The 13,657-nt window shown below is 66.6% G+C and carries 17 protein-coding genes; 3 read left to right on the forward strand and 14 right to left on the reverse strand.

Features of this window, described 5'->3' with window-relative positions:
* Positions 1-62 precede the first annotated feature (62 nt).
* The 3 genes from EIZ45_RS26095 (at position 63) to EIZ45_RS46935 (ending at position 2,438) form a co-directional block, all read left to right on the forward strand.
* The gene (locus EIZ45_RS26095) at positions 63-1,052 is read left to right on the forward strand and encodes a glycosyl hydrolase family 32 (RefSeq protein WP_078870641.1); all 990 of its coding nucleotides are present in this window, start codon (positions 63-65) and stop codon (positions 1,050-1,052) included.
* Entirely contained in the window at positions 1,030-1,980 is a 951-nt protein-coding gene (locus tag EIZ45_RS26100; RefSeq protein WP_037817323.1) for an alpha/beta hydrolase, read from the forward strand. Before EIZ45_RS26095 ends, EIZ45_RS26100 begins: the two co-directional genes overlap by 23 nt.
* A 284-nt stretch (positions 1,981-2,264) precedes the next feature.
* Complete coding sequence (locus EIZ45_RS46935; RefSeq protein ID WP_199817961.1) at positions 2,265-2,438, forward strand: hypothetical protein; 174 nt, start codon at positions 2,265-2,267, stop codon at positions 2,436-2,438.
* A gap of 526 nt (positions 2,439-2,964) precedes the next feature.
* On the opposite strand, the gene EIZ45_RS26110 is transcribed toward EIZ45_RS46935, so the two are convergent.
* The 14 genes from EIZ45_RS26110 to EIZ45_RS26175 all read right to left on the reverse strand — a co-directional run bounded on the left by EIZ45_RS26110 (position 2,965) and on the right by EIZ45_RS26175 (position 13,584).
* The gene (locus EIZ45_RS26110) at positions 2,965-3,522 is read right to left on the reverse strand and encodes a helix-turn-helix transcriptional regulator (protein WP_037817324.1); all 558 of its coding nucleotides are present in this window, start codon (positions 3,520-3,522) and stop codon (positions 2,965-2,967) included.
* 74 nt (positions 3,523-3,596) lie between these two features.
* Positions 3,597-4,508, reverse strand: a complete 912-nt coding sequence (locus EIZ45_RS26115) for a Scr1 family TA system antitoxin-like transcriptional regulator (RefSeq protein WP_037817326.1) — start codon at positions 4,506-4,508, stop codon at positions 3,597-3,599.
* A complete protein-coding gene (locus tag EIZ45_RS26120) occupies positions 4,505-4,966 on the reverse strand; it encodes a hypothetical protein (RefSeq protein WP_205671779.1) in 462 nt (153 codons plus the stop codon). The genes EIZ45_RS26115 and EIZ45_RS26120 overlap by 4 nt, the downstream gene beginning before the upstream one ends.
* The gene (locus EIZ45_RS26125) at positions 4,963-5,952 is read right to left on the reverse strand and encodes a hypothetical protein (RefSeq protein ID WP_134662603.1); all 990 of its coding nucleotides are present in this window, start codon (positions 5,950-5,952) and stop codon (positions 4,963-4,965) included. The genes EIZ45_RS26120 and EIZ45_RS26125 overlap by 4 nt, the downstream gene beginning before the upstream one ends.
* Positions 5,919-6,251 carry a hypothetical protein gene (locus tag EIZ45_RS26130; protein WP_037817329.1) on the reverse strand — a complete coding sequence of 111 codons (333 nt, stop codon included), beginning with the start codon at positions 6,249-6,251 and terminating at the stop codon, positions 5,919-5,921. The genes EIZ45_RS26125 and EIZ45_RS26130 overlap by 34 nt, the downstream gene beginning before the upstream one ends.
* 239 nt (positions 6,252-6,490) lie before the next feature.
* A complete protein-coding gene (locus EIZ45_RS26135) occupies positions 6,491-7,324 on the reverse strand; it encodes a hypothetical protein (RefSeq protein WP_134662602.1) in 834 nt (277 codons plus the stop codon).
* Between the two features lie 54 nt (positions 7,325-7,378).
* On the reverse strand, positions 7,379-7,819 hold the full coding sequence (locus EIZ45_RS26140; protein ID WP_037817333.1) for a hypothetical protein: 441 nt from the start codon (positions 7,817-7,819) through the stop codon (positions 7,379-7,381).
* A gap of 713 nt (positions 7,820-8,532) precedes the next feature.
* Entirely contained in the window at positions 8,533-8,880 is a 348-nt protein-coding gene (locus EIZ45_RS26145; RefSeq protein WP_037817335.1) for a hypothetical protein, read from the reverse strand.
* A gap of 602 nt (positions 8,881-9,482) precedes the next feature.
* Positions 9,483-10,127 carry a dTMP kinase gene (gene tmk, locus EIZ45_RS26150; RefSeq protein ID WP_037817337.1) on the reverse strand — a complete coding sequence of 215 codons (645 nt, stop codon included), beginning with the start codon at positions 10,125-10,127 and terminating at the stop codon, positions 9,483-9,485.
* Complete coding sequence (locus tag EIZ45_RS26155; protein ID WP_037817339.1) at positions 10,108-10,683, reverse strand: PolC-type DNA polymerase III; 576 nt, start codon at positions 10,681-10,683, stop codon at positions 10,108-10,110. The genes tmk and EIZ45_RS26155 overlap by 20 nt, the downstream gene beginning before the upstream one ends.
* Positions 10,680-11,831 (reverse strand): hypothetical protein, encoded by a 1,152-nt coding sequence (locus tag EIZ45_RS26160; RefSeq protein WP_063697754.1) that lies wholly within the window; start codon positions 11,829-11,831, stop codon positions 10,680-10,682. The genes EIZ45_RS26155 and EIZ45_RS26160 overlap by 4 nt, the downstream gene beginning before the upstream one ends.
* Positions 11,832-11,959: 128 nt before the next feature.
* On the reverse strand, positions 11,960-12,871 hold the full coding sequence (locus tag EIZ45_RS26165; protein WP_051172796.1) for a helix-turn-helix transcriptional regulator: 912 nt from the start codon (positions 12,869-12,871) through the stop codon (positions 11,960-11,962).
* The gene (locus EIZ45_RS26170) at positions 12,813-13,268 is read right to left on the reverse strand and encodes a DUF6879 family protein (RefSeq protein WP_235146981.1); all 456 of its coding nucleotides are present in this window, start codon (positions 13,266-13,268) and stop codon (positions 12,813-12,815) included. Before EIZ45_RS26170 ends, EIZ45_RS26165 begins: the two co-directional genes overlap by 59 nt.
* Before the next feature lie 64 nt (positions 13,269-13,332).
* Entirely contained in the window at positions 13,333-13,584 is a 252-nt protein-coding gene (locus tag EIZ45_RS26175; RefSeq protein ID WP_240690585.1) for a hypothetical protein, read from the reverse strand.
* Positions 13,585-13,657 lie beyond the last annotated feature (73 nt).

The raw sequence follows: 13,657 nt of genomic DNA on the forward strand, positions 1-13,657 counted from the left end.
CGCCCGCCGCTTGCCGATCTCACGCACCCCTGTGCTAAATCGATTAATCTAGGAGAACTGCGATGCTGCGCCTGCCTGATTCGTGGATCTGGGACAGCTGGTACACGCGCGACGACGACGAACGCCATCACGCGTTCTTCCTCCGCGCCTCTCGCGCCCTGCTCGATCCCGAGCGCCGCCACCGGCGCGCCTCGATCGGCCACGCCGTGTCCGACGACCTGCGCACCTGGGACCTGCGCGCCGACGCACTCGTCCCGTCCGACGGACCCGCCTGGGACGACCTCGCCACCTGGACCGGCAACGTCGTCCGCGGACCGGACCAGCGGTGGTACCTCTTCTACACCGGCGTCACCCAGTCCCGCGACCGTGCCGTGCAGCGCATCGGGCTGGCGATCTCCGACGATCTGGAAACCTGGCACCGCCACGGAAACAGACCGCTGGTCGAACCAGACCCGGCCTGGTACGAGGACCACGACGCGAGCGACTGGGCCGGCGAGGCCTGGCGCGACCCCTGGGTCTTCCCCGACCCCGCCGGAGACGGCTGGCACATGCTCGTCACCGCGCACGCCAAGGACGCCCCGCCGGGCAGCCGCGGCGTCGTCGGGCACGCCCGCTCGGCAGACCTGCTGCACTGGGACGTCGGTCCGCCGTTGACCGAACCGGCCGGGTTCGGCCACCTCGAGGTCCCCCAGGCCGCCGTCGTCGACGGCCAGCCGCTGCTGTTGTTCTGCAGCAACCTGTCCGAACGCGACGACGCCGACCAGCTGCTGTGGACGGTGCCCGGCGCCTCGGTCACCGGCCCGTGGGACCTGTCGCTGGCCCGGCCGGTGCCGGTGCCCAACCTGTACGCCCCCCGGCTCGTGCAGGACGCAGCCGGCTCCTGGTGCCTCCTCGGTTTCGTCGAGCGCCGCGAGGGCCGGTTCGCCGGCGAACTGTCCGACCCCGTCCGCGTCCGCTGCGCCAACGGATCCCTCACCCCGGTCAACCCGGTCCGGGACCGCCTGTCACTGCTCGAGACCAGGAGGCACGATGCCGCTCGATCCCTTCGCTGAATCCCTGCTCCTCTCGCTCGAACCGCTGCCGGAGCAGATCGACTTCCCCGCCTTCCGCGCGAAAGAAGCGGCCCAAGCAGCCGCTCTCGCCCAGCAGCTCGCACAACCCGGGCCCCCGATCAAGGAACGCCGCGAGGTCACCATCCCGGTCGACGGCGGAACCGTCGACCTCGTGATCCACCGGCCCATCGCCGACACTCGCCTGCCCGCCCACCTGTACCTCCACGGCGGCGGCTGGATCGGCGGCAGCGCCAAGAACCCCTTCATCGACATCCTGGGACAAGAACGCGCCGCAGGCGCCGGGTGCGTCGTCATCGCCGTCGACTACCGCAAAGCACCGGAACACAAATACCCCACCGAACTCAACGACTGCTACGCCGCACTGCTCTGGACCGCCGAGCACGCCGAGGAAATCGGAATCCGCCCCGACCTCATCACCGTCGGCGGCGGCTCCGCAGGCGCCAACCTCGCCGCGGCACTGACCTTGAAGGTGCGCGACGAGGGCGGCCCGCGGATCGCCTTCCAACTGCTCGAAGTGCCGTGCGTCGACCTCACCGGCAGCTTGCCGTCCCACCGGTCCAACGGCACCGGGTACGGCCTCACCACAGCCGACATCACGAGGCTGCTCGACTACTACCTGCCGTCCCCCGAGGAAATCAACGCGCCGTACGTCTCGCCGCTCCTGGCCCCCGACCTCTCCGGATTGCCGCCGGCACACATCATGTCCGCCGAATACGACCCACTGCGCGACGACGGCGAAGCATACGCACAACGCCTCAACGACGCCGGCGTCCCCGCGACATTCACCCTCGGCCGAGGCCACATCCACATCAGCCCTCCCTTCACGAAAACGATGGCGAGCGCACGAGCCTGGCGCGACGAAGCTGTCGCCGTCCTCCGCCAAGCACACCGCTCCCACTCGTCCTGAACGAGGGCCATTGGGATCAGGGTGAGCAGGTTCTGCTTCCACAGTTAAATCGCCTTGCGGGCCATTTCTGCGAATGTGTTGGCGCGCCGTTCGCCCGACGGGCCTTGTCAGTCATATTCACGGCCTTGCTCAGTTTTACTGGCTTCAGGCGAGGCGCGAGCAGGTCGGTGCCGGAGTCGCGCCGCAAGTCCGGTCTTCCGCCTCACCGGCAATTGGCGCTGGCAGTAGGCGCGCCAGGACGGCTCTAGTCGCGGATGGCTGCCCGGAAGGCCATTTTGTGGCCGATGACGTTCCCCAACGACCGGCCGGCGGAGGCGAAGTTCGACATGCCAGTTGTCTTGGAGAGGATCGAGGGGGCTGTGCTGCTGCGCGTGTCGGGCGACGTTGACAATGTGACGATGCCGCAGCTCAAGGCAGCGTTCCTGCGGCGCTGGCTGAGCGTCCGGCACCGCGTGTGATCGATTTACAGGAGGTGACGTTCTTCGGCTCGGCGGGGCTGACCTTGCTGGTCGAGGCAAAGAGCGGGGCAGAGGAGGGGACTTGGGTGCGCGTTGTTGCTTCGTCGGCGGCGTTGCGACCAGTGCAGCTGTCCGGGCTCGAAGGCGCCTGGAGATCTATTCCACCGCCGGTCAGGCGCTGGCCGATCCTCCTGGCCGTGTAGGTCGATGAGCGGCTGGCGAGCCTGGCAGGCGTGGCAGGCACACCACAATCGAGCGATATGCTTCGAATTCGGTCGTGCGAGCCTATAGTCGCCGTGCTCGGACAGGAGGTCGATGTGGGGTCGGCGAGGGTTTCGGCGATGTAGACGAGCTTGACGTTGAGGGCCCGCGACGGGCAGCTGCGCTGGTCCCGGGATCCGCGTGTGCTGCAATGCGCGTCGGCGGGCCGCCCAGACAGACCGAGTCTGCGGACAGGATTCCGGTTGTCCGCAAGGGTCCCGGCGTGCCTTGGCCGGCGGCGATGCGCTTGGGTTTGGTGCCGCCGTCACACGGATCGGGTGTACGGGTCGCGCACGTGGGGTGTGTAGGCCTTGCCTTCGTGGGCGTACCGGTCACGGCGGAGCTGGTCGCACATGGCCACGATCAGCAGCTCCGTGCGCGGCAGGTCCAGGGCGTCGGCGATCTTCACGACGGTGGGGATTGACGGCGCGGCCGTCATGCGTTCGATTCGTGACAGCCGTAAGCGGTCGGTGTCCGACAGTCGGGCGACGTGGGTCAGAGTGCGATGGTGCTTGGTGCGCCACAGGTAGAGCACTTCGCCGAAGCAGACCGCGGATCGGCGCGGGCTCGCGATGTCGGCCACGGTCGTGGGGCGGTGTTCCCGGCCGCGGTCTGAGTGCGAAGCTGGCGGGAAACCGCGGCCTGCGGCGATCACGAGCGAGTACGGGTCGGCTTTCAGGGCATAGGCCAAGGCGGCCGTGGTCCACAGCGATCGCAGTGGGGTGCGACCCCGTTCGAGGATCCCGATGGTGGAAGCGCTGATTCCGGAGCGGCCGGCGAGGTCGTCGATGCTCAGGTTTAACGCCTGCCGGTGCCTGCGCACGAACGCTCCCGCTGTCTCGACCGGTTCGCCAGCAGCATCCGGTGTGCCCGTGTCACCGACGGCGGAGCGGGGTGTCATGAGCGGGCCTCGCTCGCCGCGGGCGTGCAGGGAGGTTCTGTCGCCGGGGAGGGTGTGTCGAGTTCCTGGATGCGGTCGTTGATCGCCTGCCGAGAGTCGTTTGTGGACAGTGCGAGCAGGCGCAGGTCTGCGGTCAGTCGTCGGTAGGCTCCGTGGTCGGGGGCGAAGACGCCGGCGCTGTGGTGCGCGAAGTAGGCGACCGGGCCGGCGGATGTCTCGTAGCAGGTGAACGGGTGCCCCAGCGTCGGGCGGGCGCAGATTTCCGGTGAAAGGACGCGCACCCTGACCATGGGGTTCGCGTTTCCCAGTGCGCGCAGGAATCGGAGCTGGCCGAGGATGATGTCCGGTGCCGGGGCGGGGCCGGACAGGGCGGGTTCGCCGATGAAGATCTCGACTTGTTTCCTGCGCGATTGCGTGGTCGGGGTCTGCAGAAGCCGTCGCTGTGCCGCCTGGGCGTTGACGAACTCCCCGATCTCTCCGGGGGTGGCGCCGTGGTCTTTCAGGACGGCGCGTGCGTAGTCGGATGTCCACACAGACGCGGGTATCAGCGTGGGATGGTAGTCCACGAAGGACCTGGCGAGTTGGTTGAAGTGTTTTCGTGCCTCGGCATGGTGGCGGTGGTGTGCCGGTTGGAGGATGACCACGCTGGGGTCGGTGGTCCTTGCGAGGCTGGAGATGTAGGCATGGTCGTCTGGGCAGATGCGCAGGGCGCACAGGATTCCTCCCACGTGCTCGGCGTCGGGCTTGCGGACGCCGAGTTCCCACTGCGCGATTTGCGCGTGGTGTTTGTGGATCAAGTTCCCTACCTCGCGCAGAGTCATCCTGGTCGTGCTGCGTTGTGCGTGCAGGACGGCGCCGAGCAACAGGTGCCGCGGCGATGGCTGAGATGTGTTGTGGCTCTTCGTCACGAATATGTCCATGTTCTTGCGCTGCTGTCGACGTCGGACTTGCGCGGGCCGGTCCCGCGGCGGTGCGGCTTACCGGTTTCGCCGCCTGCGACCGGCGGAGGCGGCTGGCACCGTGCCGCCGGGGTGATTGCGTTTTGTCCGCCGTGGGGCCGGATGGCGACTTTTTCGCGCAGGAGCAGTCGGCGGATCGTGCCGTAGGAGGCGTGGTGGGTATCCGCAACGGTCTGGATGGTGGCTCCGTGCTGATAGTCGCGGACGACTTGCGCGACGTTGAGTTTGCGTTTCACCCCTTGTCGCACAGGAGGCATGGCGATGCCCTGCTGCCGGAGGATCCGGCCGGTCCAGCTCAGCGACAGCCCGTAGGCGGCGGCGATCCACGTGATCGTTTTGCCGTCCCGGTAGTCCTGCGCCATTTGTTCGTTACGGCTCTGCCGCTCAGGGATACGGGTCGGCATCACGGCAGCCGGTCCTCGGTGCGATCCCGCGACGGCTGGTGTCGCGGTGCGCGCGACCCTTCGCGCAATAGGTCCCGGTGCGTGCGGGCCCACTGTAGGGTGCCGCGCAGCACCACGTGCCGACACCCGCCGATGTCCAAGCCCTGTGGGAAGAACCTCCGCCAGCGTCCGGAAGCGACGTTTTCTTCGTAGGCAGCGACCCACGCGGTCAGCTCGTCGTTGCGGGTTGCGGCGGTGATTCCGGAGGATGCGGGGTCTTTCTCGAACCAGTCGCCGGCGTACATGCCGAGCACCAGGTCGTCGTCGGAGAAAGCCGACGCGAGGTGCTCGCGGATCCGGCGGCGGGCCAGCTCGCCCGGGCCGCGGACCTGGTACGGCTCTGCGGGGTCAGCGGCGAGCAGCGGTGGTGCCAGGCCGGCGATCTCGTGCAGTGCGCGGTTCGCGGCGGCGGTGGTCACGCACGGGATCGCCCACCAGGCGGTCCGGTCCGGCAGGTCTCCTTCGGCGATGCACGCGGTCAGGTCGCCGGTGTCCAGGTGCAGGGTCACCGCGACGCCTGAGGCGTGCTGTCGGCCCGGGAGGTGCCGGTGCAGACTGGTCGGTGCGGCTTCGTTGAGCAGTTGGATTCGTGCTTCGGTCGAGGGACGCGCTCCGGCGCGCCGCGGTGGTCTCGCACGGTCGCGCGCGTCCGCGTTGATCAGCGCGGCGGCGGCGTCGAATTCCCGGCCGTCTCCGGTGTGCGGAACGAAGGCGATCTGATCGAGCGCGGCGAGCGGGGCTAGTCGCCATCCTCGGGGATGCGGGTCGCGGGACGTGCCGGCGTCGGCGAACCACATCCGCCATGTTCGTCCGCAATGGTCGGGGGTTTCGTGGACGAAGCCGGGAGCGTCGTAAAGCCGTCGCCATGCCAGCGATGCGGTTCGGTCCCTCGCAACTGGGGTCCCGTGATCGGCCATCAGCAGCTGATCCGGCGTGTACTGGTCGGGCATTTCGTGAGTCCGTGTCTTGTGGTGGTCAGTTCCGTCGTGTTCCATCCGGTTGCCCTGTCGGTCGTGCGCGACCACACCGCGGTGACTGTCTGCGCGGCATCGCCGAGGCCGTAGAGGCCGCACGCGCACGAGATCGAGGCATCGGGTTCGTCAAAGTTGTTGGTGCAGAATTCCTTGTGGTGCGTGTTGCACGTCCAGCCGTTCGGACCGTGGACACTGGTGATCTCGAGGTAGGCGAGCCGGATCGTCCTGGGTTCGGCGCGGTCGGATTCCGCGTCCGCCTTGATTTCCTGGGACAAGGAGCGCAGTCCGCAGCGGCAGGCGTTCAGCGGGTCCCGTCGGCTCTCGTTGGCCGTTGCCGGCCTTCGGTGACCGAGTGCTTCCTGTCGCGGGACATCGTGTCTGTCGCGCAGACGGCGTGTCCCGGCGGTCTTTGCCAGTGGCTGCAATGGTTTCTCTCCTCCTGTCCTTTTCCGGCGGGCCACGCAGGATCTGGCACGGACAGCAGCCCAGCGGCTGCCGTCCGGACGGCAGCGTGCTAGTCCTTGCCGTCGGTTGCCCGCACCGGATTCGTCGTCGGCCGGACGGCCTCGGCGAATACCTCCAGGTCTTCCGGCCAGGGCGCTGGGGGTTCGGTCATGTCTGGGCCGTCGTCCTCAGCGGAGTCCATAGCCGTGTCCTTCTGCGCGTGTTGCGAGAACAGGTTGAGCGGCGGGCTCGGGTGGTTCTCGTCGAACGACCAGTACGTGTCGAGCATGTCGCGGACTGGCACCGAAACTCCTTGTGGCCCCAGGGGAACGGTGACGTCGTCGAGGACCTGCCACAGCGCCCGATCGGCCGGCTCGGGATCGAAGGCGGTGCCCACGGCGCGGCGGTGGCAGTCGATGGCCTTGGCGAGCATCCGCACGGCGTTGCGGTGCCGATGGTTCAGAGCGGCTGCTCTGTGGTTTTCGTCGGCCGTGGCGGCGCGTGTCTGGGACAGCCTGGTCTCGACGAGGCGTTTGAACACGGTGACGCGGCCACGCCACTGGTCGTATCTCTGTTCGTAGGGCGACGTCAGGTCGAGGCCCAGCTTGCTGCGCCGTTCGCTGCGTCTCGATCGTCGTGTGCGGAGGTCGTTGTCGATTCTGTGCTGTGTCGCTACCAAGATCGCCCGGACACGGCCGAGCAGCGGTGGGGCGATCAGGGACTCCCACAGCCCGGCTGCGTCCGGGCCGAGGTTGGCAAGCACCAGTTCTTCCAGTTGCTCGTCGCTGAGCTGGGTCAGCTTTGCGATGTCCGGAAGGACGTCCGTCGCGGCGGTGCGTCGACGGTTCCCTGTCGCTGAAGGTGACGTCAATTGGGCTCCTCCTGCGTGCTTGAGTGCGGGCAATCCGTTGTCCTGCCTCGGCCCGTGAGCGACGGCAGGAGACGGTTCTGGATGCGGTCACGGTGTCCACGCCCGCCAGGGAGCGCCTGCGGATAGGTCGCCGGACCTGAGCGCGTCGGCGATCATTGCCGGACGCAGCAATGCGACATCAGTCTCGCCGGCCCACCGATGCGCATGAGGCCGGCGAGCGGCGATGCGGTCGGTGTCGTCGAGCGTCACGTCAAACAAGAACGCCAGCTCAGACAACGAATTGGGCGGCTCTTTGCTAGCTTCGTGTTCGATCACGGCGCAGAATTCCAGTCCGGCGATCGTTCCGTCGATCTGGTCGCGCAGGGTGCGGCGGAGTGCGTGCTCGACTGGTTCGCCGTCGGGGACCGGGCCGCCCGGCAAGACGAGCGCGCCGGTGTCGTCGGTGATGAACAGGAGGTCTTCTTCACGGCCGATCAGCGCATAGGCCACGACACGCGGACCATGCTCGTGGATGGCGTCGTTGCGCATAACTGGTCTCCGATCACGTCGTGCGGGCTTCAGCCGATAGGTGTGTCCGGGCGAAGCTGGCGGACAACGCCGCCTCGGCTGCGCATGCGGATTCCGGACTCGGACAAAACCGGTGCACGAAGCCGTACGAGCGCCCGTATTCCTGGGGCAAACGAACGAATGCCGGTGCCTTCCTCGTTGTGGACGGAGGAGGCAGAGTTCCTGTCGCGAAATCTCCAGGTGCCCCCGGCCTCGGCGCAGCGCAGGCAACCCTCGCTGTTAGCGGGTGACCGGCAGGAGGTCGAAATCTCCGACCGGCCACGCGATCCCCGTGGCAATCCAGTCGTCCAGAGGGCGCGGGCACGTCACGGAGGGCAGCTCCATCTCGTCCGGTTGGCCCGGGGGTTCTGCGCGTCCTGGGGGAATTCGTGCCGCGTCCTGCGCGGTATGGGGCCAGGCGGTCACGGCTGCTGGCTCCTCTCCTACGCGAGGCGGGCACAGTGCCCGCCGGGAAACATTTGATGCACCACATCGGAACGAGGCCGCCGGGAGGCTCCCCGTCGGCAAGGCACATGACTCCGCATTCGCTGGTCCCGAGCCAGGTGTGTCCGCGGCACAGGATCCGGAGGAGCTTCTGCGAAACCTTGTGCATGACTGCCTCGCGGCGAAGAACGAAAGGGAGAAACCCGAGACACACCTTGTAAGACGCCGCAGGAGGGCTGGTCCCGGGCATGTCAGGCTGCCTTCAGCTCAGCGAGCAGTCGGTTCCTGTTGCGTCCGAACAGTTCGGCGAGCATGTCTTGCGCGGGCAGGCTAACGGGCAGTCGGCCCGTCGAGTACGAGGGAAGCTCCCGCAACCGAAGATCAGCCCAACATGCGAGCAGGTGCCTGGACCGTGCCAATTCCGCCAAGTCCAGAACCAGGATGCCATCGGTGGTCGCCTCGTTGTACACCCGCGCCCTGCCGAGGATTTTCAGGAACTTCGCTTCGCCTTCCGCGGTGCAGTCCCGCTCCCGAACGAGAATCGGCGCGGCAGTCTCGCGTGCGCGGTTGGTCTGCGTTGGCTTGTCGCCGTTGGTCATGACGCCCTCCAAGCATGCTGGCTTCGCCCGTGAACGCGGCGTGGCCAGCGAATCGACCGGGGCCGGCGATGCCGCCCTTCCTGCCCGTCCTTGATGAGCACCAGAACGGCACGCTGCATCTCGCACTGCCGTTCACGCGACTGCTGAACGATTCGAGCGCACGCCGCACACGGGGCACCGGGTGCCGAGATCGCAAGCGAGCACTCCAACTCCCGACCGCAGACGGCGACGAGGGCGACGCCGCGCTGGCGAGCGGCTCGAAACGCCTCATCGGTGATCTCGTGCTGCAGGCCATCGCGCCCGCATGTGTAGGGCGTGGTCCACAGGCGTCGTGTTGCTGGTCCGGCCATTCCGGACACCTCTCGTTCAGGGTGGAACGCGGCGGAGGCGACCGGTCGGGGTCAGCCGCCTCCGCCGCGGCAAAGGGGGCGGCGGACGGGAGAGGGTGCCTGGGCGTGCTGCTACGGGCAGAATGGGCACGCCGTCGGGCTCGACCGCACCCGTCCGCCGCCGATGTCCCCGGAAGGCGTGCGCGCCGTGCAGCAGGCGCAAGAGGCCGCCGGGGTGGCTGCTGCGTCGAAGCCGGACATTGCCGTCACCGATCAGTTTGCTGCGTCAACGGGTTCGATCAGGGCATTCAGTTCGTCGCGGATGATCGCGGCCGAACGCTCGGGCGGACGGTTGGAGCAGTCCACGGCCAGAGTGTGAAAACCCGCCTCGTCCAGCATTTCGTGCGCTTGCCGGTAGAACCTGGTTTCGAGGAGGCTGCTGCCTTGCTGGCGCTGGAATCGGTTGTGCGGCCCGCGTGCTTCCAACCGCTCGGCGATTACGTCGGGGTCGGCATCGAGGATGACCGCGAGGTCCGGTCGTTCGACCTCTTCGTTGAGCTGCCACAAAAACACCGGATCGACGCCATCGAAGCGTTGGACGACCAGCCCCGATGCCAGGAATCGGTCGGAGATCACGATGTGGCCAGCCTGGATGCGCGGCTTGATCTCCGTTTCCACGTGGTGGTACCGGTCAGCCGCGTACAGGCACGCGAGCGCGTGCCCGGTAACAGTCGGCGTCAGCTCGACGGCCAGCTTCCCGATCGGACCGCTCGACGGCTCCGCCGTCACGTGCACCTGCCGGCCCTCCGCGAGGAGCAGCTGTGCCAGATGCCGGACGATCGTCGTCTTTCCCGCTCCGCCCGGGCCGTCGACGCTGACGAGCAGGCCGCGACGGGGATCAGAAGAGGGACGGTTCATCGTCGCCTCCCCGTTTCGACTGGCCCCGGAGTTCCTCGAGTGACCGGCTGCTCGCGAGATGAGCGAAGAGCCGAGCGGTCACGATCGTGTCGTACTCCGCGCGATGCGGTTTCTGCATGTCGGCCAGCCCGTGGTCAAGCCCGAATGCCTCGACGAGCGAGCCGAGTTTGTAGCTCGGCCGGCCGGGCAGGAGGCGTCGCGCGAGCTTGAGCGTGTCGAACACCTCAGGGCATTCCCAATCGCCGAGTTCGCGTTCCAGCACACCGACGTCAACATGAGCGTTGTGGGCGACGAGCGCTGGGGCGTCCAGAGCTTTCCGCACCTCGGCGCTGACCTCGGCGAACGCGGGAGCCGCTGCTACGTGCTCGTTGGCGATCCCGTGGATCTGCTTCGCAAAAGGCGTGATCGGCCGGGGCGGCCGCACCAACCACGAGGCGGGATCGCCGAGGTGCCCGTGTTCAATCCGTACCGCTGCAAGCTCGACCAGGTCCGGCGGTCGCTGTCCGTTGCCCTCGACATCGACGACGACGTAGCTGAGCGCAGCCCAGTCGGTCATGCAGGAACTCCTGTCCATCCGATGTCGGCGCGACCGTGCCGGTGCGCACGGTGCGGATGCTTCACGTCGTGCACCTGGAATCCCAACGCGTGCTGCAGGAAGTACCGCGGCTGCTCGTTTTCCAGACCGGACACGACGACGGCCCGGTCAGAGATGTCTACGACGTTGACGCCGCCCGCCTCTGGCAACACGCTGGCGCAACGGTGTACGTCTTCCGCTCTTGGCACCCGGTGCGCCCCGGCGCATAGTTCGAGCTGGGACAGCGGGCAGATGTCGCAGAGCTCCCGGATGCCGTAGTGACCGTTGTAGTCGGGCAGGCCGTGCACGTACGAGACGGCGCAGGAAGTCTTGCGGAACAAGGCAGTCGAGCTGGCGAACGCGTCGAGCACGCGACGTTCCAGCGTTTCGGGCACGATCTTGCGTCGTGCGGTGTCCGGGTAGGGTTCGGGGAGGCGGTTGGCCTTGTAGTACGCGGCGATCTGGTCGCGGTAAAAGAGCCCGGTGAACACCGTAGCGTCGGCATGCGTGCTCAATTCGCGGGCCACGGCGAGATGCTGATCGGTGTCGTTCAGACCCGGGACGAGCGGACGCCAGTAGAGGATCGTCCGGTACATCCGCGATGCGGGCGCGCTCATCATCTTCAACGACTCGGCTGCGACGTGCGAAGGGTACGGTTCGATCTTCGGGTCGCCGATCCCTGAATAGGTGAACAGCAGCGTCACTTTGAGGTGACGAAGCTGGTTCAACCGGTCGATGTCGTAGGGCTTGAGCTGGTGGCGGGTGATGACCAGCACGTGATTGGTCAGTTCGCGCTCGTCCAGCTCTTCAAGCACCGCAAAGGTGTGCGGGCGGACCCTCGGCAAGAAGGGCTCAGTGGCCCGGTTGAACAACTGGACCGGCGTGACGTGCGGCCGGAAATACTGGTGGTGGACCAATTCTTCCACTGCTTGCGCATCGGACATCAGCGCAACCGGCTGATCCTTGTCCCACAACCCGTAGGTATGCCGGATGCAGTAGGCGCATCCCAGCGAGCATCCCTGGATGTGGTTCAGGCTCAGCCCGCTCTTGCGGTATTCGACCACCTCGCGTGCGCGGTCGGAGAGTTGGTCTATCCGGTCCTTGCTGAGCAGAGGTACTGGGGTGATCACGTCGCTCGTCTCCAAGGTCGGCCGGGGCGGACTCAGGGAGAGTAGGAGGAGATACGATCGCAACGGAAGCAAGTTGCTCATTGTTGCTCGCAACAAACGAGACCGTCGCCTATCAGTGCAACTCAGCGCTAGTCCTGGGGCAGCTGCCCTGCCAGGTCGTCCATGACGCGCGTGATGACGGCGCGGGCGGCCCGGCCGTAGCTTGCGACGGCGGCCAGCTCGCCGAAGACGTTCGAGTAAAGCTCGATCTCCTGGGGCTGGGCGAGATTGAGAGCCGCGGAGTATGTCTCCACTAGGACCTTTTCATCGTCGTACAACCAGAACCCGTGCCACGGCGCCGCGGTGTACTGAGTGTCGAAGCCGATGATCCCGAGCTTGACGTTGGGGAGTGCGGAGATGGAGACCAGGCGGTCCAGCTGGCCGAGCATGACCGGCACAGACGACAGCCGGAAGCGCAGAGCAGCTTCGGTGAGAACGAAGTGGAAGCGCTTGTCCGGCCGGTAGAAGATGTCCTGGCGCTTCATGCGGCCCGCGACTGCGTCGTTGATGTCGTTGGCAAGCTTGAAGACGCGGATGCTTTCCGCGAAGCGCGCGCGAGCGTACTCGGAGGTCTGCAGCAGCCCGGGAATCACGGTGGATTCGAAGACCCGGAACAGCTGTGTCTTTTGATCCAGTTCGGCAAGCGAGTTCTGTCGCGGCCGGATGCCGCCGCGCAGAATTCGCTGCCACTCGGCGTGCTGAACCTCCAGCGTGCGGAGCGAGGCGAGCAGCGCCGGTGCTTCGCCCTCGTGCCCAGTTGCCTTTGTCCAGGCCGTTATGTCGCTCTCGCTGGGTTTCTGCTTCCCGTTTTCGATCTTGGAGACCTTCGAGAAGTGCCACGACAGCGACTCCGCGAGCTTCCTGCCGGTCAGGCCGGCCTGTTCGCGCAGCTCACGGAGCCGACCGCCGAGCGCCATGCGCGCCTCATGGACGTTCGATGGGTCAGAGGCTTTGTTGCTTGGCAAAATCGTCCCGCCGTATGGCGTGATGCCAGGCAGCATCGCGCCAGTAGTTATGGTGCACTACCTGCTCTGGGTCTTCGACGACCTCACCGCCCAAGAATCCCATGTCATCGTCGAAGTGCATCCGAACCAGCTTGCGTGAGTCGAACAACCAGTAGTCGTGCTTCGGCAACCGGTCGGCAAGGCCGCGCGGCAGGTAGCGGATGTCCTCGCCCGCCCCGCCGGTGAACTGCGAACACCACACGCCGAAGCGGCTGTAGTCCGTGAGCGGCATCGAGACGATGCGCACACGGCTGAAGATCCGTCCCTTTGCCTTCGCCTCGCGGATCATGTCGAGCCAGCTCTGCATCCAAGGCAGGTCGTCCGGCTCGCCGGCGAGGAACTTGCGCAGCGACTCGTTCTCGTACGTCGCGTCGTACTGGTCGAAGGTCTCCAAGCGGAAAGCTGTGTGCTCGAAGGTGTGGAAGAGCTGCCTGAACTCTGGTCCCGGCTTGATCAGCTCAGTCAGCGTGCTCCTCCTCCGGCTTGTCCGACGCGTAGCGACGAGCATAGAACTTCAGGACGTCTTCGGGGATCTCGATCAGGGTCTCATGGTCAGGGACCGGGCCGATCGAGGCCAGCGCTTGCGGGTCCGTCACCTTCCATCCTTGTGCGATGTAGGTGACGCGGTCCGTCCGGTCGGTGGCGTAGAGCGTCGGCGAGTTGTCGACCTGCGATTCGGGGTCCTTGCCGAGGAACTTGACGTGCATCATGCCTCCGTTTCGAGCAACTTGCTTCTTGTTGCTCCCATCGTGACGCACGACACCACGGCAGTCAACGGCCTGG

The organism is Amycolatopsis sp. CFH S0740 (assembly GCF_004522315.1).
Classification (GTDB): domain Bacteria; phylum Actinomycetota; class Actinomycetes; order Mycobacteriales; family Pseudonocardiaceae; genus Amycolatopsis; species Amycolatopsis nivea.